This is a genomic window from Winogradskyella litoriviva (assembly GCF_013249065.1).
Classification (GTDB): Bacteria; Bacteroidota; Bacteroidia; order Flavobacteriales; family Flavobacteriaceae; genus Winogradskyella; species Winogradskyella litoriviva.
On the sequence record NZ_JABRWQ010000001.1, the window covers coordinates 282,760 to 305,939 of the forward strand.

General features: G+C 31.2%; 19 protein-coding genes and 1 tRNA gene. 13 read left to right on the forward strand and 7 right to left on the reverse strand.

Translation table 11 applies throughout. The features are described 5' to 3' along the window. Position 1 precedes the first annotated feature (1 nt). The 5 genes from HNV10_RS01115 to HNV10_RS01135 are packed head-to-tail and all read left to right on the forward strand — an operon-like array spanning position 2 to position 6,087. Positions 2-1,696, forward strand: coding sequence for a glycoside hydrolase family 28 protein (locus HNV10_RS01115; protein WP_173299490.1), 1,695 nt, complete (start codon positions 2-4; stop codon positions 1,694-1,696). A 2-nt stretch (positions 1,697-1,698) separates the two neighbouring features. Further along, complete coding sequence (locus HNV10_RS01120) at positions 1,699-2,379, forward strand: LamG domain-containing protein (RefSeq protein ID WP_173299491.1); 681 nt, start codon at positions 1,699-1,701, stop codon at positions 2,377-2,379. 10 nt (positions 2,380-2,389) lie between these two features. Beyond that, complete coding sequence (gene pelA / locus HNV10_RS01125) at positions 2,390-4,399, forward strand: pectate lyase (protein WP_173299492.1); 2,010 nt, start codon at positions 2,390-2,392, stop codon at positions 4,397-4,399. Beyond that, positions 4,386-5,171, forward strand: coding sequence for a rhamnogalacturonan acetylesterase (locus HNV10_RS01130; RefSeq protein WP_173299493.1), 786 nt, complete (start codon positions 4,386-4,388; stop codon positions 5,169-5,171). Before pelA ends, HNV10_RS01130 begins: the two co-directional genes overlap by 14 nt. 1 nt (position 5,172) lies before the next feature. Then, entirely contained in the window at positions 5,173-6,087 is a 915-nt protein-coding gene (locus tag HNV10_RS01135; RefSeq protein ID WP_173299494.1) for an alpha/beta hydrolase, read from the forward strand. 260 nt (positions 6,088-6,347) lie between these two features. On the opposite strand, the gene HNV10_RS01140 is transcribed toward HNV10_RS01135, so the two are convergent. Beyond that, positions 6,348-6,429, reverse strand: a tRNA-Leu gene (locus tag HNV10_RS01140). A 153-nt stretch (positions 6,430-6,582) separates the two neighbouring features. On the opposite strand from HNV10_RS01140, the gene HNV10_RS01145 reads away from it, so the two are divergent. From HNV10_RS01145 to HNV10_RS01165, 5 genes are all read left to right on the forward strand, one after another. Further along, on the forward strand, positions 6,583-7,971 hold the full coding sequence (locus tag HNV10_RS01145) for a dipeptidase (protein WP_173299495.1): 1,389 nt from the start codon (positions 6,583-6,585) through the stop codon (positions 7,969-7,971). Positions 7,972-8,133: 162 nt separating this feature from the next. Further along, positions 8,134-8,499, forward strand: coding sequence for a BlaI/MecI/CopY family transcriptional regulator (locus HNV10_RS01150; protein ID WP_173299496.1), 366 nt, complete (start codon positions 8,134-8,136; stop codon positions 8,497-8,499). 2 nt (positions 8,500-8,501) lie between these two features. Continuing rightward, positions 8,502-10,586: a M56 family metallopeptidase gene (locus HNV10_RS01155; RefSeq protein ID WP_173299497.1), complete on the forward strand. Its 2,085-nt coding sequence runs from the start codon at positions 8,502-8,504 to the stop codon at positions 10,584-10,586. Positions 10,587-10,722: 136 nt separating this feature from the next. Then, entirely contained in the window at positions 10,723-11,823 is a 1,101-nt protein-coding gene (locus HNV10_RS01160; RefSeq protein ID WP_173299498.1) for a DUF4407 domain-containing protein, read from the forward strand. Between the two features lie 42 nt (positions 11,824-11,865). After that, positions 11,866-12,339 (forward strand): YybH family protein, encoded by a 474-nt coding sequence (locus HNV10_RS01165; protein ID WP_173299499.1) that lies wholly within the window; start codon positions 11,866-11,868, stop codon positions 12,337-12,339. Positions 12,340-12,449: 110 nt separating this feature from the next. Here HNV10_RS01165 and HNV10_RS01170 read toward each other — a convergent pair whose 3' ends face one another. The 6 genes from HNV10_RS01170 to HNV10_RS01195 form a co-directional block, all read right to left on the reverse strand. Then, a complete protein-coding gene (locus HNV10_RS01170; protein WP_194240999.1) occupies positions 12,450-12,779 on the reverse strand; it encodes a hypothetical protein in 330 nt (109 codons plus the stop codon). A gap of 222 nt (positions 12,780-13,001) precedes the next feature. Beyond that, positions 13,002-13,262 carry a DUF1272 domain-containing protein gene (locus HNV10_RS01175; RefSeq protein WP_173299500.1) on the reverse strand — a complete coding sequence of 87 codons (261 nt, stop codon included), beginning with the start codon at positions 13,260-13,262 and terminating at the stop codon, positions 13,002-13,004. 184 nt (positions 13,263-13,446) lie between these two features. Beyond that, on the reverse strand, positions 13,447-14,022 hold the full coding sequence (locus tag HNV10_RS01180; protein ID WP_173299501.1) for a PhnA domain-containing protein: 576 nt from the start codon (positions 14,020-14,022) through the stop codon (positions 13,447-13,449). A gap of 88 nt (positions 14,023-14,110) precedes the next feature. After that, a complete protein-coding gene (locus tag HNV10_RS01185; RefSeq protein WP_173299502.1) occupies positions 14,111-15,076 on the reverse strand; it encodes a type I phosphomannose isomerase catalytic subunit in 966 nt (321 codons plus the stop codon). A gap of 11 nt (positions 15,077-15,087) precedes the next feature. Next, complete coding sequence (locus HNV10_RS01190) at positions 15,088-15,573, reverse strand: family 2 glycosyl transferase (RefSeq protein WP_173299503.1); 486 nt, start codon at positions 15,571-15,573, stop codon at positions 15,088-15,090. A 27-nt stretch (positions 15,574-15,600) separates the two neighbouring features. After that, the gene (locus HNV10_RS01195) at positions 15,601-16,785 is read right to left on the reverse strand and encodes a response regulator (protein ID WP_173299504.1); all 1,185 of its coding nucleotides are present in this window, start codon (positions 16,783-16,785) and stop codon (positions 15,601-15,603) included. A gap of 269 nt (positions 16,786-17,054) precedes the next feature. Between HNV10_RS01195 and HNV10_RS01200 the strand changes: the two genes are divergently transcribed. Genes HNV10_RS01200 through HNV10_RS01210 form a run of 3 tightly spaced genes read left to right on the forward strand, consistent with a single transcriptional unit; the run spans position 17,055 to position 22,869 of the window. Further along, complete coding sequence (locus tag HNV10_RS01200) at positions 17,055-20,144, forward strand: hypothetical protein (RefSeq protein WP_173299505.1); 3,090 nt, start codon at positions 17,055-17,057, stop codon at positions 20,142-20,144. After that, positions 20,144-21,361 (forward strand): hypothetical protein, encoded by a 1,218-nt coding sequence (locus HNV10_RS01205; RefSeq protein WP_173299506.1) that lies wholly within the window; start codon positions 20,144-20,146, stop codon positions 21,359-21,361. The genes HNV10_RS01200 and HNV10_RS01205 overlap by 1 nt, the downstream gene beginning before the upstream one ends. Further along, positions 21,355-22,869 (forward strand): glycoside hydrolase family 2 TIM barrel-domain containing protein, encoded by a 1,515-nt coding sequence (locus HNV10_RS01210; RefSeq protein WP_173299507.1) that lies wholly within the window; start codon positions 21,355-21,357, stop codon positions 22,867-22,869. The genes HNV10_RS01205 and HNV10_RS01210 overlap by 7 nt, the downstream gene beginning before the upstream one ends. The last annotated feature ends 311 nt before the right edge of the window (positions 22,870-23,180 follow it).

Here is a 23,180-nt window from a genome sequence, read left to right on the forward strand (position 1 = left end):
AATGAAAACAAAATTTATCATACAATTAGTAATAATTTCCTTGTTTTTTGTTGCAAGTTGCTCCAAATCTAAAGAGAAAAACGAAATTCAAACACCAGATAATTATGAAGGTATTGAGTTTGAAATGAAAACTATTCAAGAACCTCAAATTCCTAATAATACAGTAAATATTAAAGATTTTGGAGCTGTAGATGGAGGACATGTTTTAAATACAAAAGCCTTTGAAAAAGCGATAGAAGCTGTTACAAAAAAAGGAGGAGGAAAAGTTATAATTCCTGCTGGTATTTGGTTAACAGGACCCATTATTTTAAAAAGTAAGTTAGAATTACATGCAGAAGCTGGCGCTTTAATAAAATTTTCTACAAACAAAGACTTATATCCTATAATAGAAACAAATTTCGAAGGCTTAAATACATGGCGTTGTTTGTCTCCAATATATGGCAAAAACCTAGAGGATGTAGCTTTTACAGGTCCAGGTATTTGGGATGGCTCTGGCGATGCATGGCGACCAGTTAAGAAATCTAAAATTACAGATAAACATTGGGGAAAATTAGTGGCTTCAGGTGGTTTTGTAGACAATAATAAAATGGTATGGTATCCATCAGAACAATTTAAAAATGCTTCAAAAAATGCCGAGTTAAATGTTAGAAAAGATTTAAAAACAAAAGAAGAATTTCAGCAAATCAGAGATTTTTTAAGACCAGTAATGGTTAGTATCCAGAACAGTAAAAGAGTTATGTTTAGTGGTTCTGTTTTCCAAAATTCTCCAGCTTGGTGTCTTCATCCTTTAATGGTAGAAGATTTAATTGTTAAAAACATAACAGTACGCAATCCTCATTATTCCCAAAATGGAGATGGTATAGATATAGAATCTTGTAAAAATGTAATTATAGAAAATTCTAGTTTCGATGTTGGTGATGATGCTATATGTATTAAATCTGGAAAAGATAAAGATGGTAGAGACCGTAATTTCCCTTGCGAGAACCTAATTATAAGAAATAATACGGTTTATCATGGACATGGAGGCGTAACTGTTGGAAGCGAAATGTCTAGTGGTGTAAAAAACATGCATGTTTCTAATTGCACATTTATAGGTACAGATGTTGGACTTCGTTTTAAAAGTAAAAGAGGACGTGGTGGTGTTGTAGAAAACATCTTTATTTCAGATATAAGAATGACAGATATTCCAACCAATGCCATTTCATTCAATTTATATTATGGTGGTTTGTCTGTTTCAGAAATGTTAGCAAAAGCAAAAAACAATAAAACAGTTGCTAAAGTTGTTCCTGTTTCAGAAACGACACCACAGTTTAAGAATATTTTTATTCAAGATATTGTTATACAAGGCGCATATCAAGCAGTTTTTTTACAAGGTTTGCCAGAAATGAATCTTGAAAATATAAAAATTAGCAATTTACTTGTTAAAGCAGATAAGGGGTTTTCTATTATTGATGCCAATGGTGTTAATATTAGTAACGTTAATCTTACTGTTAAAGAAGATGTCAAATTTAATATCTATAACACTAAAAATTTAGAATTGAGTGCCATAGAATTTAATTCAAATTCTGAAAATTCAATATTGATTAATGGTAAAGCTTCAGAAAATATTCAGTTAAAATCTTCTAGTAAAACAGATTTTTCAAAAAACACTTTAATAGGAGAAACAGTTGAAGAACATGTAGTAAAATTTGAATAATAATGATGACATTTAAAGCAAATACTATCTTTCTAATTTTTGTTAGTACTATTATAATTGCTTGTAATTCATCAAAAAAAGAACCAATTGATAGTTCTAAAACAGATTGGATAATTGCCAATTTACTTGAAAAAGAACCAGACCAAATATCCATTCAAGGAAACCCTAAATTAGTGAATGCGCCTTTAGGAAAAGCGGTTTGTTTTGATGGAATATATGATGCGTTATTTTTAGACCAAATGCCACTTAAAGATGCCAATTCCTTTACAGTTGAAATGATTTTTAAACCTTCTGAAGTTGAAGCTCCTTTTGAGCAAAGAATTGTTCATATAGGAGAAGTTTCTAAAGATAGAATGCTATTAGAAATTAGAGCAAAAAATGGACAATGGTATTTTGATGGTTTTGTGGCTTCAAATGAAAATAAAAAAGCATTAATTGACGAAAAACTAACACATCCTTTAGGCAAATGGTACCATGTTGCATTAGTTGTTACTCCTAATAGTATAATAACTTTTGTTAATGGTAAAAAGGAAATAGAAGCCCCTTTTTTATTTAAACCTATTAATACAGGAAAAACGTCTTTAGGAGTGCGTTTAAATAAAAAATCTTGGTTTAAAGGAAGTATCTATAGAGTAAAAATTAGTAAAAAAGTGGTGTTACCAAATCACTTTATTCATTTTTAAAAAACTTAAAATGAAAAAAAACAAAACAGTATTAATACTCGTTTTTGTGTTGTTTAGTTTAAACACAATTGCGCAAGTTCATGATAAATCGTGGCGAGATATAGCTAATAAAAAAGAAGATGTTTGGTTTGCATCATTAGAAGCAAAACAAATAGCTAAAAATGTCTTATTATATCAACGAGACATAGGAGGTTGGCCTAAAAATGTGCAAATGCACAAACCACTTTCTGAAGATAGAAAAGCAGAATTAATGGCTTTAAAACCTCAAGGTAAAGGAGCAACCACAGACAATGGAGCAACCATTCAAGAAATGTTTTTTCTATCAAAAATGTATCGTCAAACTCAAGATGAGCAATATAAAAATAGCTTTTTAAAAGGATTAGATTATCTGTTAGAAGCACAATACGATAATGGAGGTTGGCCACAATATTATCCATTACGTAAAGGGTATTACACGCATATTACTTACAATGACGATTCTATGGTTAATATTATGAAGCTGCTTCGTGAACTAAAAAATAACACCAATTATTACTCTATAAAACCATCAAAATCACAATTAAAAAAAGTAACACTAGCTTTTAATAAAGGTATCGATTGTATTTTAAAAACACAGTACAAACAAAATGGCATTTTAACTGCTTGGTGTGCGCAACATGACGAAAACACCTTGCAACCAGCAAAAGCAAGGTCTTACGAATTACCATCGTTAAGTGGTGCAGAATCTGCACAAATTGTATTGTTATTAATGTCTTTAGAAAACCCTTCAGATAAAGTAATAACTTCTATAAATAGCGCAGTAACTTGGTTTGAAAAAGTGAAAATAACAGGAGACGAAAAAGATAAAATATACAACGGAATTGGACAAGTGATGAATAAAAGAATGATTCCTCAAGAAAATGAGACTGCCATTTGGGCTCGTTTTATGAATTTAGAAGATAATAAACCCTTTTTCTGTGATCGAGACGGAATTAAAAAAGCAACTTTAGATGAAATAGGTACAGAACGAAGAGATGGTTATGCTTGGTATAAAAACGATCCTCAGTTGGTGTTAGACGCATATCCTAATTGGAAATTGAGTCTCAAAAAAAAAAGCTATAAAAAACCAAAAGACGAATTAAATATTACGGTCTCTAAAGATGGTTCTGGAGATTATACAAGTATTCAAGATGCTATTAATAACACCAAGTCATTTCCTTATAATAGAGTAACTATATTTATTAAAAATGGTGTGTATAAAGAAAAGGTGAAAGTTCATGAATGGAACCCAAACCTTTCTTTAATTGGAGAAAGTAAAGACAAAACAATTATTACCTACAACGATTATTTTAATAAAGTAGGTTTAGGCAGAAACAGTACGTTTTATACCTACACGCTTTTAATAGAAGCTAATAACGTTTTCCTTAAAAATTTAACCATAGAAAATTCTTCAGGAGAAGTTGGTCAAGCAGTAGCATTGTCGGTGTTTTCAGATGAAGTGGCTGTTGTAAATTGCAAACTTTTAGGTAATCAAGACACATTGTATGCCTCTGGAAAGGGAAAGCAATATTATAAAGATTGTTATATAGAAGGTACTACAGATTTTATTTTTGGAAGCGCAACTGCGTTATTTGAAAATTGTGAAATTTATAGTAAAAAAGACTCCTATATAACTGCAGCTTCAACACCCAAAGACTCATTATTTGGTTACGTATTTAAAAATTGTAGACTTACAGCAAATAAAGGCATTCATAAAGTATATTTAGGAAGACCATGGAGAATTTATGCGCAAACCGTTTTTATTAATTGCGAATTAGGAAAACATATTTTACCAATAGGTTGGCATAATTGGTCAAAACCTGAAGCAGAAAAAACAACATTTTATGCAGAATATAAAAATTCTGGAGAAGGATTTCAACCAGAAAAACGAGCCTATTGGTCGTATCAGTTAAAAAAACGTGAAGCAAAAAAGTATACGCTTCAAAATGTGTTAGGTAAACATAAAAAAACATCAAAAAAGGAATGGTATGAAGCACTATAAATCATTCTTTTTATGCATTATGTTGATCGTTTTTTCTTGTAAGGAAAACACAAAATCATCAAGTGTTGAAAAAGAGCAAACTAAAGTTTCTATTTATACAATAGGCGATTCCACAATGGCAGATAAACCAAACCCTGACGAGAACCCAGAAAGAGGTTGGTGCCAATTATTGCCAAAGTTTTTAAACGAAAATGTAGTTGTAAAAAATCATGCTGTAAATGGCAGAAGCACACGCAGTTTTATTGCAGAAAAACGTTGGGATTCTGTTTATAATCAATTACAAAAAGGCGATTATGTTTTTATTCAATTTGGGCACAATGATCAGAAAATAAAAGACCCAAAGCGTTACACTAATCCGCATACAGCTTACAAAAACAACTTAATAAAGTTTATAAAAAACACTAGAGAAAAAAACGCAATTCCTGTGTTATTTACATCTATTGTTAGACGAAAATTTAACGAAGAAGGTGTATTGGTAGATTCGCATGGTGCATATCCATTAGAAATGCGATTGGTAGCACAAGAGTACAATGTGCCTTTAATAGATTTGCAATATTTAACAGAACAATTAGAGGAAAATTATGGTGTAGAAGGTTCTAAGAAATTACATTTGCATTATCAGCCAAATGAAATCCCATATTATCCAGAAGGTAAAGAAGATAATACACATTTATCGGTTTTAGGTGCTACAGAAGTATCTAAATTAGCTCTAAATGCTTTAAAAGACAATGTAGAAGGTTTTGGTAACTTCAAAATGATAAAAACTAACTAGTATGAAATCTTATAAATACACTCTCTTTTTAAGTTACTTTTTTATACAGAGTTGTTTTGCACAACTAGACCGCGAAGTGATTCAATTATGGAATGACACAATCCCAACTGCAATAGAAAATCCTGAATTTAAAGAAATACTAATAATCACAGATTCTGTGGTTGCGAGTATTGAACGAGTTAGCCAACCAACACTGACAGTGTTTCAACCAGAAAAGCCTAATGGAATAGCTGTGATTATTTTTCCAGGAGGAGGTTATCATCATTTGGCGATTAACAAAGAAGGTTACAAAGTTGCAGAATGGTTAAATACACTTGGTATTACAGTTTTTGTTTTAAAATATAGATTACCAAACGATGCTATTATGAAAGATAAAAGCATTGGGGCACTGCAAGATGCTCAAGAAGCCATGCGTTATGTAAGACTTAATGTAGAAAAATTTCAATTAAAAAGCAGTAAAATAGGTGTTCTAGGGTTTTCTGCTGGCGGACATTTAGCAGCAACATTGTCAACTCAATATGACAAAAAAGTTTATAACGCTGATGATAATATTAGTGTAAAGCCAGATTTTTCAATATTGATATATCCAGTAATTTCAATGAAAGATTCTTTAACGCATAAAGGTTCAAGAAAAAACTTATTGGGAGAAACACCTTCAAAACAAAAGGTAGAAATCTTTTCCAACGAAACACAAGTAACAGCATTAACTCCAAAAACATTTTTGGTGCATGCTACAGATGATAAATCAGTTTCTGTAGAAAATAGTATTCAGTATTATTTAGCTTTAAAAAAACACAACGTTTCTGCAGAAATGCATATTTACGAAAAAGGAGGTCATGGTTTTGGATTGGGTAGAAAGCAAAGAAATCACGCTTGGACTGAAGCGTGTGAGCAATGGTTAATAGCGAATAATTAGACGTATCAGTTTTTGTTTATAAAACACCATAGCCGCCAGTTATAATTATAACTTTTCCTTTTTTATTAAAAATAATCAGTTGTGGTTTATAAGAAAATTCATAAAACAATAATTTTCTTAAAACGTTATTATTTTTGTTTAGAATATTCATCAATAATATAATTAAAACTAATAAGGCTTGGAATGTAAAAACATTCAAATATTGTTTCAATATATTAAAACAAAAAAGCTAACTCGTTAAAGTTAGCTTTTTTCTTTTGTACAGGCGGAGAGACTCGAACTCTCACACCTCGCGGCACTAGATCCTAAGTCTAGCGTGTCTACCAATTCCACCACGCCTGCAACTTTCCAATAATTATTGGGATGCAAATATAAACAATAGTTTCAATATACAAATAAGATTTTTTTAAGAATTACTAATCATTTCTTAAAGTTGTGTTCAGACTAATTTATTCCTCTATAAATTCATATTTTTGATTAAAATCAAACATAATTATGCAATCCATAAAATCTTATATCCAAGATAACAAAGACCGCTTTTTAAATGAGTTAATCGACTTATTAAAAATCCCCTCCATTAGTGCAGATTCTGCATACAAAGGTGATGTGTTAAAAACAGCAGATGCTATTAAAATTAGTCTAGAAAAAGCAGGATGTGACCATGTAGAAATTTGTGAAACCGAAGGTTATCCAATTGTATATGGCGAAAAAATAATTGACAAAAATTTACCTACGGTTTTAGTTTATGGTCATTATGATGTGCAACCACCAGATCCATTAGATTTATGGAACTCTCCTCCTTTTGAGCCTGTTATTCAAAAAACAGACTTACATCCAGAAGGTGCCATTTTTGCAAGAGGTGCTTGTGATGACAAAGGCCAAATGTATATGCATGTTAAGGCTTTAGAATACATGACGTCTAATAACGAATTGCCTTGTAACGTAAAATTTATGATTGAAGGTGAAGAGGAAGTTGGTAGTGTAAACCTAGCTAAATTTGTTGCTGCCAATAGAGAAAAACTAACTAATGATGTGATTCTTATTTCAGATACTGGCATGATTGCTAAAGATGTACCTTCAATTACTACAGGCTTAAGAGGTTTAAGTTATGTTGAGGTAGAAGTCACTGGTCCAAACAGAGATTTACATTCAGGTTTATATGGAGGCGCTGTGGCAAACCCAATAAACGTTTTAACTAAAATGATTGCTTCGCTTCATGATGAAAACAATCATATTACCATTCCTGGATTTTATGATAAGGTTGAAAACCTATCTGATGCAGAACGTGCAGAAATGGCGAAAGCACCATTTTCACTTGATGCGTATAAAAAATCATTAGACATTAATGCTGTCTATGGCGAAGAAGGTTATTCTACTAACGAGCGTAACTCTATTAGACCAACATTAGATGTTAACGGAATTTGGGGAGGTTATACTGGCGAAGGTGCAAAAACAGTAATAGCGAGTAAGGCCTATGCTAAAATTTCTATGCGCTTGGTTCCTAACCAAGATTGGGAAGAGATTACGGATTTATTTAAAAATCATTTTGAAAGCATCGCTCCAAATGGTGTAACCGTAAAAGTAATACCTCATCATGGAGGACAAGGTTATGTAACACCAATTGATAGTGTTGGGTATAGAGCAGCTTCTAAAGCATATGAGGCAACCTTTGGAAAAACGCCTATTCCGCAACGCAGTGGTGGAAGTATTCCTATTGTAGCACTTTTTGAAAAAGAATTAAAAAGCAAAACTATATTAATGGGCTTTGGTTTAGATAGTGATGCTATTCACTCACCAAACGAGCATTTTGGCGTATGGAATTACCTAAAAGGTATTGAAACTATCCCTTGGTTTTATAAGTACTTTACAGATTCTTTCAAATAGATTAACATGAGGTTAAACTGACATTAAATCTAACAGAATCAATACATAATAAGCCAATCCGTTCCTAGTGAACGGATTTTTTTTATCCTTTTTTCAACTCTACACTTGTAGAATTGAAATTTATATTCTACATTTGTAGAGTTAATTCTAAAAACGTAGAGCATGGAACTGTCAAAAACCGAAGAACAATTAATGCAACATCTTTGGAAGCTTGAAAAAGCTTTTATGAAAGATTTGCTAGAGCGTTACCCTGAACCAAAACCTGCTACAACAACAATTGCTACATTATTAAAACGAATGATTGGTAAAGGGTTTATAGATTATAAAACCTACGGAAAATCTAGAGAATACTTCCCTTTAGTGAGAAAAGAAGATTATTTCTCTAAACATGTTAACGGCCTAATTAAAACATTTTTTAACGATAGCGCTTCACAGTTTGCTTCATTTTTTACGCGTAAAACAGACTTAACTAAAGAAGAGTTAGAGGCTTTAAAGAAAATTATTGATACAGAAATTCAAAACAAATAATTATGGAAACGTATCTTTTAAAATTTTCTGCATGCTTAGCCGTATTTTGGTTAGTATATGTTCTTTTTTTAGAACGCCAAACCATGCATCAATTTAAGCGTTTTTATTTGTTAGCAGCATTAATTCTCGCATTAGCCATTCCTAACTTCACCATAACAGAATATGTAGAACCTGTAATTACAAATGATAACATCACTCCTGGTATTATTCCTACAGCGTTTCAAGAAATTATTGCCACTGAAGAACCTTCTTTCTTTACTCTAGAAAACACATTATGGCTCATTTATGGATTTGTGACTTTGCTACTTACACTGCGTTTTGTTATAAACCTTATAAAAATGCAACAACGAATTTCTAAGAATAAAACTATAAATAAGCGCTCTTTTATTTATGTTTTGTTGCACCAAAATATAATTCCACATTCCTACTTCAAATATATCTTTTTTAATAAAGCAAAGTATAAATCTAATAGTATTCCAAAGGCAGTAATGCTTCATGAAGAAACACACGCAAAACAATTACACACTTTAGATATTATATTAATAGAGCTACTTCAAATTGTATTTTGGTTTCATCCGTTAATCTACATTTTAAAACATCACATAAAACTTAATCACGAATTTTTAGCAGACCAAGCCGTTTTACAACAAGGTTCAGATGCTAAAACGTATCAGCATATTTTATTGCAATTTTCATCAAACACTCAAAATCATCAATTATCGAGTGCCATCAATTATTCATCCATCAAAAAACGATTTACAGTTATGAAAACACAAACATCAAAAACCAGAATTTGGTTAAGTACAATTTTAGTGCTGCCATTAATTGCTATTCTATTTTTTAGTTTTGCCGAACATGTTGAAATTGAAAAAGAAATTGAAAACCCAAACGTTTCTAATTCAAGGCCTTCAGCCCAAAACAATAATTATTTATCGCAAGACGTACCAATTATGGTAATTCTTATCAATAGAAATGGAGAACTATTAGTCAATGATGAAGCAGGTACTCTTAAAACTCTTGAAACAAAACTAAAAGTACTCTCGCAATCTAATTATAATTCTAATGGAATTCTGCTAAGATACGACCCAACCGATGCTTCGGAGAAAGCTTTAAAGAAAGTGAAAAATTTAATTAAAAAGTATGACTTTAATATCATACAAGAAGATGCTTCTCCTGAATTACCGGTAATCACAATCCTAATTAATAGAAAAGGAAAATTATTGATAGATGATGAAGTACATACTATAAAAACATTAGAAACAAAACTAAAAGCGCTTACTAAGTCTTATGACAACTCTAATGCAGTTTTTGTAAAATATGACCCAACTGATGCTTCAAAGAAAGCTTTAAAAGAAGTAAAAACTTTAATTAGAACATATAATTTTAAAGTGATACAAGTAGACGCTTCTACTGAATCTATAATACCACCTGCTCCTCCTGCTCCTCCAAAACCAATTAAATCGTCTGATAAAGGATGGCCAATAAAAATTAATGGTGCTACTTATTATTACACCCACGATAATGGTAAAACCATCTATTATGATAATTACGGAAGCCTTGTAGATATTAATAAAATCCCACCTCCTCCTCCAGTATCAGCTAATGCAACTGCAGAACAAAAGGCAGAAATGCTAAAAGCACAAGAAGCTTATAATAAGGCTTTAAAAGAAAAAGGAGAAACAAACAAAGACCAAATAACAGGTTTTACAGAAATCAATGGTGAAAAACTATATTACGTTTCTAAGAATGGAGAAACTACATATTTTAACCGTTATGGCAAAGTAGTAAAAATGGATAATTTACCACCTCCTCCACCAGCGCCAGAATCAACTTTAGATTTTGTTATTAGAATGGCAAAAAACAATGCCAAATTCTTTAATGAAGGCAAAGCAATTTCTTCTGACAAGGCCATTGATTTAATAAAAAAGAACCCTAAACTGAATATTAACGCCAAAAAGACCGAATCAAAACAGCAATTAATTTACATCACAAAAATGCCAATTACTATAAATGGAAAAGTTGGTGAGCATACATCAAAAGGAAAAGACATTAAAGCTTCACCAATTTTGATAACAATAACTGATTAAAATGTGGTAATTATAAAAGTCTCGAAAATATTTCGAGACTTTTTCTTACTAATCTGTAACAAAACCAAACATTTAGCGTTCTTATAAGTAATCAATCAGCCTGAATTTTCAGGTCAATCAAAAAACCGAACGCTTTATGTTAAAAAAATTCTTTATCCTCTGCTCTGGTGCAGATACGGATATTTTAAACGACTGTTCCATTGGTGAACAAAACAAATATGCTGGTATTGGCGCCACTGTTTTCTTTACTGCGGTAATGGCAACCATTGCTGCTAGCTATGCACTTTACACTGTTTTTGACAATTTATATTCTTCAATATTTTTTGGGTTAATTTGGGGTTTACTTATCTTTAATCTCGACCGTTACCTTGTATCAACAATAAAGAAAAGAGACAATATTATAGACGAAATCCTTCAAGCTACACCAAGGATTTTCTTAGCTGTGATAATTGCAATTGTCATTTCAAAACCATTAGAATTAAAGATTTTTGAAAAAGAAATTAATCAAGTTTTATTAGAGCAAAAAAACGATTTAACCTTAGCGAATCAAAATCAAATTGCGGAACAATTCAACCCTAAAATTGATGAATTAAATAAGCAAATCTTAGACTTACAGTCTCAAATAAATACAAAGGAAACCGAAGTCAATGCCTTATACGATACTTACATTTCTGAAGCTGAAGGCACAGCTGGCACTAAACTCCTAGGAAAAGGACCAGTTTATAAAGAAAAACGAGAAAAACATGATGCTGGTTTAATAGAATTACAACAATTAAAAACAGACAATAAAACTAAAATTATTGCTTTAGAAAGTGAAATTAAAAGTTTACAAAAAGATTATAATACCAACGTTGCAACAACACAACCTATTATTAATAATTTTGACGGTTTAATGGCGCGTATTACAGCTTTAGGTAAATTACCTTGGCTTCCTTCATTCTTTATATTTCTATTGTTTTTAGCCATTGAAACGTCTCCTATTATTGCCAAACTGTTATCTCCAAAAGGGGAATTTGATTTTAAGCTACAAGACCAAGAAACCACTATAAAAACTTGGACCTTGCAAAAAGTTGCAGAACGAAATCTGCTTTTAAAAACAGATAATGAAATCAATAATAAAGTGTATAATGAAATTGCAGATGAACAAGACGTCATAAACTACAAACGAAAAAAAGCGAGAGAATTAATGCAACACCAAGCCGATGCATTTTTAAAGAACCAAAAAAGTGTGCTTTAGATAATAGTTATTATTTTTAGATAGAATTAAAACTTCAATCTTATGAAATATTATATAATAATGCTATGTGCTTTAATCTGCATAAGCTGTGTTAGTATTAAAACTGATGTTACCACAACCACAGATCGAATAGAAAAGAGTGACAGCAAAGCATTAGCAGAAGCTGGTATTCGTTTGGTTATGGAAGCTCAAGAAATAGCATGGAATAACCATGACTTAGAAGGTTTTATGGAAGGGTATTGGAAAAGTGATTCTCTTAAATTTTATGGCAGCAACGGATTAACAAAAGGCTGGCAACAGACTTTAGAAAATTACAAAAAAAGCTATCCAACAAAAGCAGAAAGTGGTACACTAGAATTTGTTATTAATGATATTTCTAAAATTGAAGGTGATAATTATTGGGTAATGGGTGAGTATCATTTAAAACGCCAAATTGGAGATGCAGATGGTGTTTTTATAATTCTCTTTAAAAAAATAAATGGTAGCTGGAAAATAATAGCAGATATGTCTTGTTAATTCAACTCAAAACTGAAATTAACACAAAAAATAAAGTGTATCCGAAACATCTATCTATCACCACAAATGCCTGGGAAACACTTTAAAATATATTTACGGTAAACCTAACCTTAAGCTACTGCAATATTGCCATTTGCAATATTTTTTTCTTTTGCAACTTTTTGTTTTGGTTTTTCTGACTTAAAATGCTGATATAATTCCTTACATCCTAAACCAGTAATAGATAATACTTTAGATTTGTTTATAGATTCATTATGCAATCTAGCTAACGCCATTACACCTGCTCTATCTATACTCTTTACACCTTGTATATCAAGCGATACCTCATCTAATTTATCAAAGATATTAGCAAAATACCGATTAAAAGTCTTTAAGTTTATTTTGTTTAAAGTCCCTTTTACTAGGTAACGATTATTAAGTTTTGTTATTTCTAAATCCATAATAAATAATGTTTAAGCGTTCATACTAATTCAGGGCTATTAATCAGTAAAAAGTGTATTATAATTTAGAGGGATAATCTAAAGATCGTTCTATTATTTATGTCCTTTAGATTTAATCGATAAACCGTAATTTAGATTAGATAATTTGAATTGTATTGTATTTTTTTTCGACAAACTGCGTCCAAAAAACAACTACATTACAAAAAAAATAAGCGTAAACTATTACAAATTAAGCTTTAGAAGATGTGCTTTTAAGTCTACAGGTTTATGAACAATTTTTTTTGAAATAGGATATTTTTGAAGTAGATGCGAAGGTCTAATTGGTCGTTTTTCAAATCCACCTCCACAATTAGGACAAACCTCTTGTAATACTGAGACACAATCTGCACAAAATGTACATTCAAAAGAACAAATCATTGCTTCACTAGAATCATGAGGCAATGATTTGTTACAATTTTCGCATGTTGGTCTTATTTCTAACACTTAGTTTAAAATTTGAAGAACTAAAAATAAGTGATTAATTTTATAGCATGAAGTATAAATACAAAATAATCATCATGGTAATGCTGGCAGCACTTACCATATATGGCTTAGTAACAGAAAAATACCTTTTTATGTTTTTTCTAATACCTTTAAGCTTTGACTACTTTAACAAGAAAAAAACTGATTAAGTTTTCTTTACGTACTCTGTAATAATCACTATTTGCTGACCATCTACTCTACCCTCTATATAAGTCTCATTTTCGTGATCTAGTCTTATATTTCTAACCGCTGTTCCTTGCTTGGCTACCATACTAGAACCTTTCACTTTTAAATCTTTTATTAGTACAACGGAATCACCATGTTCTAAAATAACACCATTAACATCTCTATGAATTAACTTGCTTTCATCATCTTCTCCATCTCCAGATGCTTTTGCTAGTTCTAAGATATCATCTTCTAGATACATCATTGCCAACAAATCTTGGGTCCAATCTGCTTTAATTCTATTTAGCATTCGCCAAGCCATAATCTTAACAGCATCGTGCTCACTCCACATACTATCATTAAGACATCTCCAATGGTTAGGATCTATGAGGTCTGCATCATTCATCTGCTCAATACACGTTTTAGATGCGTATAAGGCTGTTTTTAATCCGTTTTCTTTGATATCTGGAACAATATAAACGGATAGGTTTTCTTCACTTCCGCTAAGTTCGCATTTAGAACCACTGCGCTGTTTTAATTCTCTTTCTAATGACATAATAAAAAATAATATTATGCAAATGTAGAATTAATTAAGACTTTTTATCCATTTTTAAGAAAGGCTTTTACAACTTTATCAAACTAATTTAGATGTATATTTCTAATAGTTTTGCTCCTGCAGAATTAAACTCAACTGAATCTGTATTTGCAGGCACTAAAATGGTTTCTCCCATTGCCACAGTCTCTGTTAAATTATTAACCGTTACTTCTGCAGTGCCTTCAACACACATAAAAATAACAAATGAATCTAAATGGTTATATTCTCTTTTTTGATTTGCTTGTATCTCAAAAATATTTGTTGTAAAAAAATCGCAATCAACTAAATTGCTAGTTTTATTTGCTTCTAATTGATAATTACTTTTTCCGTTTGAGACAAAAGATTTAGTGGCTTTTATTGCTGCATCGGTATGTAATTCTCTTTGCTTTCCGGCATCATCAATTCTGTCCCAATCATAAACACGATAAGTAATATCACTTGTTTGCTGAATTTCTGCAGCTAAAACACCTGCTCCAATAGCATGAATTTTTCCTGCTGGTATAAAATAACTGTCACCTTGTTTTACTTTTTCTGTATTAAAAATGTCATTAACATTTGTAGCATTTATAGCACTCAATACATTTTTATCTAAGTCATTATCTTTTAATCCTAAAACAATCTCTGCATCATCATCACTATTCATTATGTACCACATTTCGGTTTTACCAAAAGAATTGTGTTGTGTTTTTGCCATCTTATCATCTGGATGTACTTGTACTGATAAATTGGTTTTAGCATCTAAAAACTTAATTAACAATGGAAAATTTTCTCCAAAAACATCAATATTCTGTTGTCCTAAAAACTTGCTTTTATGAGTTTTTATTAAATCATTTAACGATGTTCCTTTATAAAGTCCGTTTGCAACCGTTGAAATATTATCTTGAACTCCAGAAATTTCCCAGCTTTCGCCAACATTTTTCAAATCTGTTTTTTTATTTAAGATTTGAGAGAGTTTTTCTCCTCCCCAAATTTTTTCTTTTAGTATAGGTGCGAATTTTATTGGATATGCTTGCATGCTTTTTGTTTTTAAAGATTTGTTTGGAATTGAAGTTTGATAAAATGATTGTTTTTCTTTAATTTTTTTAAATAATCTAATAATGAGAATAAGCTCTGAAATAACGTTTGTTTCTTTTTTAACGTCTCCATATCATATTTTAAAATAACATCCTGATTATCGGTAATAACCTTAATTAATTCATTTAATCCATGGTGTTTAATATTTAGCATATTGGTAGAAACATAACCTAAATGCTTTAAATTAAACTCGTTAAACATAAATCTCGCACCTGCTTTAACAGCTGACATATCTGATTTAAACTTTCTAACATTAACAACAGATACATTATTACACTCTTCTTTTACTTCTCGTAACAAATCAAAGGTGTTATCTTTACTATTATTATTTACCAGACATAATTCTAAATTTGAAGTCTGCTTAATTTGTTCAATAAAAAATGTAGTGTCCATTTCTTTTTCATTATCATGAAAGACTATAATGATACCTATTTTCATAATTTGGGGATTTGGTAAAATTTATGATTAGGCTACTTTTAAGTGACTTGAAGCTTCTACTTTTTTATTTTGTTTTTTTCCACCATATACCCAAGCAATTTGTCCTAATTGAAACACAATTTTCACCGAATCCTTCATAGATAATTTAGAACCATCTGCATGTATCCATCTTTTTAATGGTTGCTCACATAACATGGCTTTTGCTTTTTTTAACCCAAAGTGAATACTCATTCTTTTAAAGATTTCTACATCAAAAATCCACTGTGTCACAAATTTTTCGCCAAATGCAATGTTAATAACGTCTTTGTGAAAGATTTTAGCACCACACTGTGTGTCTTTAAAATCCATTTTTAAAATCTTTCTTATAATAAAGTTTATTGTTAAACTAATAATCTTTCTTGCAGATTCCTTTGTAATGTTTGCTCCCATTCTAGAGATACGTGATCCACTTACAATTTTAAAATCTGAAGTTTCAATCGTTTTTACCAAGTCATCAAAATCTGCCAAGTCTGTAGATAAATCAGCATCTAAGAAACCTATATAATCTAAGTCTTCTTTTGCTGCCATGTGTAACATTCCTAAACGTACAGCTTCTGCTTTACCTCCATTTTTTTCACAATTGTAAACTGTGATAAAATCTTCTCTTCCTTTTTGTAAGTCTTTTAAAACTTCTAAGGTTTTATCTTTACTACCATCATTAACAAAACAGAGATGGTAACCAGAATTTTTATCGATATAGCTTATAAACTCATCACTTAATAATCGCTCTTCTTCGTTATAACAAGGAATTACAACACCAACACAACGTTCTTGTATCATTACATTGCTCTTTGTAACTACATTCTTTGTTTCTGGTGTACCAATTAAGCGTTTTACACGAGCACTAATTTCGTTTAAGCTTAAAGGCTTTTTCATGTAATCATCAATCCCAAGTTCAAAAGCTTGCATAATAGTATCATCTTTAGTGTTACCAGATAAAATCATTATTGGTGTATCCGCATTTTTAGTATTTCTGATATACTTTACAACTTCTAATCCTGAAACTCCAGGCATGTTAATATCAACAATTACTAAATCTGGATTAAAAGACTCATATAAATCTAATCCCTTTGAAGCATCTGTTTCTATCTTTACTTCATATCCTAGTTCTAATAATCTTTTCTCTAAAGGAAGTAAAACTAATTGTTGATCGTCTATGGCTAATATTTTCATAATAAATGTATTTGTTCGTTATTTACATGACAAAATTACTTGATAAGACGCTTGTAAAATTTAAATTTAGCTGAAGCTAATACTTAGTGTAGACGAATGGTAGATTACTGCAGTTAATTAAAAAATGAACCACTGTTTAAATTATATATCTTTGACATATCGTTATAGCTTGGGCTTTAAATGAATTATTCTTATCAATTATTATAACTTATATAATGATAGCTAAGAATATTACAGCTCACCTATATATGACAAATGGAAATTAACAATTGAAAGAAACCTCAAACAAATATTTAATCTCTGCGCTACTTTTAGGCTTAGCGTTTCATGGTAGTTCTATATTCTTTACTTTAGAAACTACTTATGATGCCTTAATCCATTTGTTCTTTGCAGACCATTATGCCAATAGTTGGTTTGAACCATGGAATTATGAATGGTACACTGGTTTTACTGTTCAGAGTTATCCACCATTAGTACATCAATCCATTGGGTTACTCTCTATGATTGGTGGTTTAAAGTTTGGGATGTTTAGTGTAGCGCTTATTGCTATTGTCTTATTTATAACAGGAACCTATCGTTTTTCCTTATTAATGACAGGTAATAAAACAGTTGCTGGTTACGCTTGTCTGTTGGCCGTATTTTCATCTTCTTTTGTAGAAACGCTTCATATTTTTGGACAACTACCTAGTATTGTTGGAGTTTCCGTGTTAATGCATGCCTTACCAGAAATTTATTTATGGTTAAAAACAGGTAAAAAATGGTACTTGGCAACCAGTTTATCTTTAATAGCAGTAACCGTTACTTCGCACCATGTGACTCCCATTTTTGGAATGGTATTTTTTATCTTCCCATTAATAGGCATGGTAATTATGGATGTTTCGCGTGAGCAAGTAAACACCATGAAAGAAGTCACCTTCAAACTCTTTTTGAATACTTTTTTCAAGCTTTTTAAACGTATTGTAAGCTTCGGAATGCTGTCTTTGGTATTAATTATAGGCTGTATTTTTCCGTATTGGTTAAACTCTAAAGCCAACCCAATTACGCAAGTTCCAATTCCTCATGGATCGCGTGATAATTTTCTTGAAATTACATCCTCAGGCTTGGTATTCTTTTTAATTCCTTGGGGAATTTTACTAGTATTATTACCTTATATATTTTACAGATATTACAGCAAACGTTACTTGTTTTTTGGTTTATCGGTTACAATTTGTACCATTTTAGGAACTGGAGGCACTACACCAATTCCTTTAAAAATGTTAGGCGAAACAGCTTTTAACATTTTAACCTTAGATAGATTTACACTTTGGGCTTCCATACTATCTATTCCGTTAATGGGAGAATTTGCCTATCGTTTTGTTGAAGGTGATTTAAAAGAACTCATCCAGTCTAAATTTGGTGCTGTTTACCACAGAATCATAGGTGGAATACTTGCTGGATTAATGGTGTTTATGGTAGTGTTTACCATGAGTCTTAACTATTTTAGACCATCGCAACCCCAAAAAATAAAGATGCTGCCAATTGTTAATTTCTTAAATCAAGACGATCACGATAAATGGCGATTTTTAACACTTGGTTTTGGCGACCAAATGGCTTGGTTAAGTGCACAAACTAATGCCATGACAGTTGATGGAAACTACCATTCTGCAAGACGATTACCAGAATTAACCACAAGACCAATTGAGCGTTTAGAAAACTCAAAATTTAAAGGTGTTGCAGGTATTGGATCGCTACAGCAATTTTTAACCACTCCAGAAAAATACAACCTTAAATATATATTTTCTAACGATAAATTTTACGACCCAATTCTCTATTTCTGTGGTTGGCAACGACTACGACAATTAGAAAACGGAATTATGGTTTGGGAACGATTAAACATTCCGCCTGTATCCTCTATTTTACCTAAAGAAGACGTTGCTAAATGGTTGAAAATACATTGGGGAATTATGCCGTTTTTAACTGTTTTAATTGCTTTTATATTAAACATACAAATGCTTTGGGTAAACATGTTAAAAACCCGATTTAAACCTATTCCAGATTTTTTAAAGTTTCCAACTACGTATAAAAAGTTTAATAGAAACGTATTGAGAATTACACATATTTGGTCCATAATTTTGGCTGTTGTTGTTTTTTATGGCATCTATCTATTTTACCTAAAAAACGACTCGCAACGTAGTCCAGAAAACGCCATTATTGCCTATTATGATGCTTTAGATTTTAAAGAATTTGAAAAAGCACATAGTTTAATTGACCCAGAAAGCAAGCTACCCATTGCGCAATATATGTTAGAAATATCAGTAACGGATGGACTACTGAGTAGTTATGCAAAAATGGATGCAATTGAAACTGAAATTACAAAACATAACGACAGTACGGTTTCTGCAAAAGTGGTAACCCAATGGATAACTCCTTTAGAGAAAATTGAAAAAGTAGATTACAAAACATTATCTAAACACAAAGGAAAATGGTATTTACAACCAGACGATTTAAATAACGATTTGCCTCCAGATCAATTATATTCAGACAATGCAACTAAGTATTTTAACCAAGGACGACGACGCATTACAACCGAAGCAACTCATCATGAAGACATTTTAAAACAGCCTGTTTTAGAAGTGGTTTCGGCTAAATTGGTACAGTATGATGGTAGCTATGCCATAATTGGTGAAGTGCAAAATATAGATAATGTACCAGCAGATGTTATTTTAAAAGGAACACTTTATAACGACAATAATAAACAACTAGCAACCTACAATGCAAAGTATCATGTGAAGCATAAATTAATGCCAAAAGAATCGAGTAGTTTTAGGATTAATTTTGAAGGTATTGCTTGGTCTAGAACTCAAGATTCTATTCCAGACACGTTTAATCCAGATGAATTTACACCCATTGAATTTGAAGAACAACCAACCAAATTTAACTTACAAGTAGCAGGCAATGTTTCTGGTTCTGATTTGTACAAAAACGTGGTTTTAAGTGATATCAACATAAAGAAAGGAACCATGAATGGAAACCTATTTAACAGTGGCATCCAAGAAATAACCATACCTCAACTGCTCATCACTTATTACGATGCCAACAAAAACATGGTTTGGGTAGACCATTTATTTGTAAAAGAAGGTGTAAGACAACAACGAAAGCAAGATTTTGAATACGCTATATTAAAAGATGGTAAAGTGAAAATCATTAACGATAGCATGAAAAATATTTTTGTTAACGGATTACCAAATGAAGATATTGCTAACAAAATAGTACCTAACAGAATAGTAAATCATACCAATGCGCAATTACAAGCTATTGAGCATCCTGATTTTAGTTATATTAAAATAGAAATTAACACGTATATAGGAAGTCCTAATTAATGCAACTGAAACGCACATATTTGTTTATTTTAGGTTTGATGTTATTATCATCATTTGCTGTTATACAACAAAATGAAACAGGTAATAAAATTGAATTACTAACCGCACAAACTGAGTTTGAAGTTGGCACTAACATCATATTAAAATTTTCAATTTCTGAAGTAGAACAACCCTTACTGTATTGCTCTAATAGTTATGGCTCAACAGTAATTTCCTCAACTTTAAAAAATAATACATTAGAGTTTTATATTCCTGAAAACATTACTAAAAAAATAGGTGTCGTAAATTGGAAATTGTTGAATGAAACCAATCCGCTTTCAGGTCAATTTAACATCAATCCAAAAGCAGAAGTAGCGACGTTAGAAACCTATATTGGTCCACCAAGTATTGAAGCTGGAGGAACAGATTACACGATGTTAGTGGTAATACCCACAGACTCATTAGACAATCCTGTACCCACCAATACATTGGTAAAAGCAAAACATCAATTTTTAGATTCAGAAGAAACAAATGATATCTACACGAAGAATTTAATTTCGTGGAGAAATATGTATTCTAAAAAAGAAAGTGGACGCATGCTAGTCTCTTCAGAAAGTATTGGTATCAATTCTAAAGAATTTACCATTAACGTCATGCCAGCAATCCCAACAAATTTTAAAATAGCTGCAACTAGACCACATAACTATGCAGATGGAAATCAGATAACCACATTTACTACCACAATTATAAAAGACAAACAAAATAATGTCATTAGCGATGGTACTTTTGTCACATTTTTTATAACCAATTCTGAAGGCAATATTTTAAAAACCACAGGTACAACGATTGATGGTATTGCCACATCAAAAATAATTCATCCAGATTACGAAGATAGCTGGAGCATTAAAGCGTACATAGATGGAATGTCTGAAAGCAATAATATTTCGCTTAATTACAAACAAGTAATTAAAGATTTTGATGTTGAATTTTTAGACCAAAACAGAACCATAACCGTTGGACCATTACATAGTTTTATGCAACAAATGATTCCTGATGGACTGCATGTAAAATTACATATTTTTAAAAACGAAAAACACATTAACACCATAACTAAAACATCATTTAATGGTTATGTGAATTTTAAATTAAAACCAGCTATTTATAACAATGACACCTACAATTTTAGCATTGAAACAGCAGGTTTATTAAAAGAATTTAAATCAAAAGAACTATGGTAGGTCTTAATAAAAACATATTACGTACCATATTAATTGCCTCATACATTATGATTGTAGCCCTAATCATTTCTGGTGTAAGCGCATTATTTAGTTATCTAAATACAGGTGCAGACCGAAGCACCATGTTGCACACAGAAATACAGAAAGTAGAACAATATTTACCAAAAGTTAATTGGAAACCTTTAAAAAACGAAGGTCGACCAATGGACAACCAAACCTTAAACGCTTTACAAAGCAATTATTTAGATGCTTGGTACGTAAAACAAATAGCCTATAAAACTAATAAACCAGCTGGTATTAAAGATTACTACACAGATAGCGCTAGAGAAAATTTATACCATTTTATTGAATTAAACAAAGCCGAAGACATTACTATTGAAGCGACCACACTAAGACACAATCCTACTTTAGAATTTTTTAGCGAAGATGGGCAAATGGCTGTGATTACAGACCGAAATGTTATAGAATACAAACGTGTTTTTAAAGCTGAAAAATTAGTTTTAGAAACTACGGAAACCTCTAACTACAAAATGGTATTTTTATTAGAAGATGGGTTTTGGCGCATTAGGCATATGGTTAAAGAAAGTGGAGATAATTACGAAAACAATTCTAAACCTATTTCGGTTGATAGCCTTAATATTAAAGGGATTAACTATTACCCACAAACTAACCCTTGGAATATGTTTGGCGACGAATTTTCTGTAGATACCATTTCTAAAGACTTTAAAATCATAAAAGATGCTGGTTTAAACTCCGTACGCTTATTTGTCCAATATGAAGACTTTGGTAAAGAACATGTCAACCCTAAAAAACTAGAAAAACTTAAACAGACTTTAGATATCGCAGATACTTATAATTTAAAAGTAGTTTTAACTTTATTTGATTTTTATGGCGATTATTCAGTAATGAGTTGGACGTTAAACCAACGTCACGCAGAAACCATAGTTAGAACCGTAAAAGACCACAACGCATTGTTAGCTTGGGATATTAAAAACGAACCGAATTTAGATTTTGAATCTAGACAAAAAGCCGTTGTGATTGCTTGGTTAGATAATATGATAGATTTGGTAAAATCGGTAGACAATGTGCATCCTGTTACCATAGGTTGGTCTAACACACAAAGTGCTTCGATTTTAAAAGATAAAGTAGATTTTGTATCGTTTCATTATTATGAAGATTTAGACGATTTAGACAAAGCCATAAAAACCATGAAAATTGAAATACCAAATAAACCTTTAGTTCTTCAGGAGTTTGGATTGTCTTCTTACTCTGGTTTTTGGAAACCTTTTGGCTCATCTGATGAAGACCAAGCTAATTACCACAAAAAAATCCAAGAACAAATTGCAGCTAATAATTTACAATTTATGTCTTGGACCTTATATGATTTTACTGATGTACCAACTGATGTTGTAGGCAGTCGTCCTTGGCGTCGTAATACTCAAAAACATTTTGGATTTATTGATAAAAATGGAGTAAAAAAGGCGTCGTTTAAGTACATTTCTAATTAATGTATTTATAGCGTTAACATTTAATTAGCTATATAGAACGCAGTGAAGAATCTTTCTTATTTCTGCCTAACCTTATTTCCGAAAGATTCTCCAGGTCTGCACTCTTATTAATTAAAATTTCAGGTATTTTATTTCGTTGTAACTAATATCATTCTTTAGATTAGAATGGGTAATTTCTATGTTGTTTTTAAATCAATTTGTTATTTAGAACACAGCGAAGAATCTTTCTTATTTCTGCCTAACCTTATTTCCAAAAGATTCTCCTACTCTGCATTCTTATTAATTAAAATTTCAGGTATTTAATTTCGTTG

Excerpts from the sequence above, each read along its gene's own strand:
- HNV10_RS01115 (WP_173299490.1), top strand. The coding sequence starts at position 2 with ATGAAAACAAAATTTATCATACAATTAGTAATAATTTCCTTGTTTTTT.
- HNV10_RS01120 (WP_173299491.1), top strand. The coding sequence starts at position 1,699 with ATGATGACATTTAAAGCAAATACTATCTTTCTAATTTTTGTTAGTACT.
- pelA (WP_173299492.1), top strand. The coding sequence starts at position 2,390 with ATGAAAAAAAACAAAACAGTATTAATACTCGTTTTTGTGTTGTTTAGT.
- HNV10_RS01130 (WP_173299493.1), top strand. The coding sequence starts at position 4,386 with ATGAAGCACTATAAATCATTCTTTTTATGCATTATGTTGATCGTTTTT.
- HNV10_RS01135 (WP_173299494.1), top strand. The coding sequence starts at position 5,173 with ATGAAATCTTATAAATACACTCTCTTTTTAAGTTACTTTTTTATACAG.
- HNV10_RS01145 (WP_173299495.1), top strand. The coding sequence starts at position 6,583 with ATGCAATCCATAAAATCTTATATCCAAGATAACAAAGACCGCTTTTTA.
- HNV10_RS01150 (WP_173299496.1), top strand. The coding sequence starts at position 8,134 with ATGGAACTGTCAAAAACCGAAGAACAATTAATGCAACATCTTTGGAAG.
- HNV10_RS01155 (WP_173299497.1), top strand. The coding sequence starts at position 8,502 with ATGGAAACGTATCTTTTAAAATTTTCTGCATGCTTAGCCGTATTTTGG.
- HNV10_RS01160 (WP_173299498.1), top strand. The coding sequence starts at position 10,723 with ATGTTAAAAAAATTCTTTATCCTCTGCTCTGGTGCAGATACGGATATT.
- HNV10_RS01165 (WP_173299499.1), top strand. The coding sequence starts at position 11,866 with ATGAAATATTATATAATAATGCTATGTGCTTTAATCTGCATAAGCTGT.
- HNV10_RS01170 (WP_194240999.1), bottom strand. The coding sequence starts at position 12,779 with ATGGATTTAGAAATAACAAAACTTAATAATCGTTACCTAGTAAAAGGG.
- HNV10_RS01180 (WP_173299501.1), bottom strand. The coding sequence starts at position 14,022 with ATGTCATTAGAAAGAGAATTAAAACAGCGCAGTGGTTCTAAATGCGAA.
- HNV10_RS01185 (WP_173299502.1), bottom strand. The coding sequence starts at position 15,076 with ATGCAAGCATATCCAATAAAATTCGCACCTATACTAAAAGAAAAAATT.
- HNV10_RS01190 (WP_173299503.1), bottom strand. The coding sequence starts at position 15,573 with ATGAAAATAGGTATCATTATAGTCTTTCATGATAATGAAAAAGAAATG.
- HNV10_RS01195 (WP_173299504.1), bottom strand. The coding sequence starts at position 16,785 with ATGAAAATATTAGCCATAGACGATCAACAATTAGTTTTACTTCCTTTA.
- HNV10_RS01205 (WP_173299506.1), top strand. The coding sequence starts at position 20,144 with ATGCAACTGAAACGCACATATTTGTTTATTTTAGGTTTGATGTTATTA.
- HNV10_RS01210 (WP_173299507.1), top strand. The coding sequence starts at position 21,355 with ATGGTAGGTCTTAATAAAAACATATTACGTACCATATTAATTGCCTCA.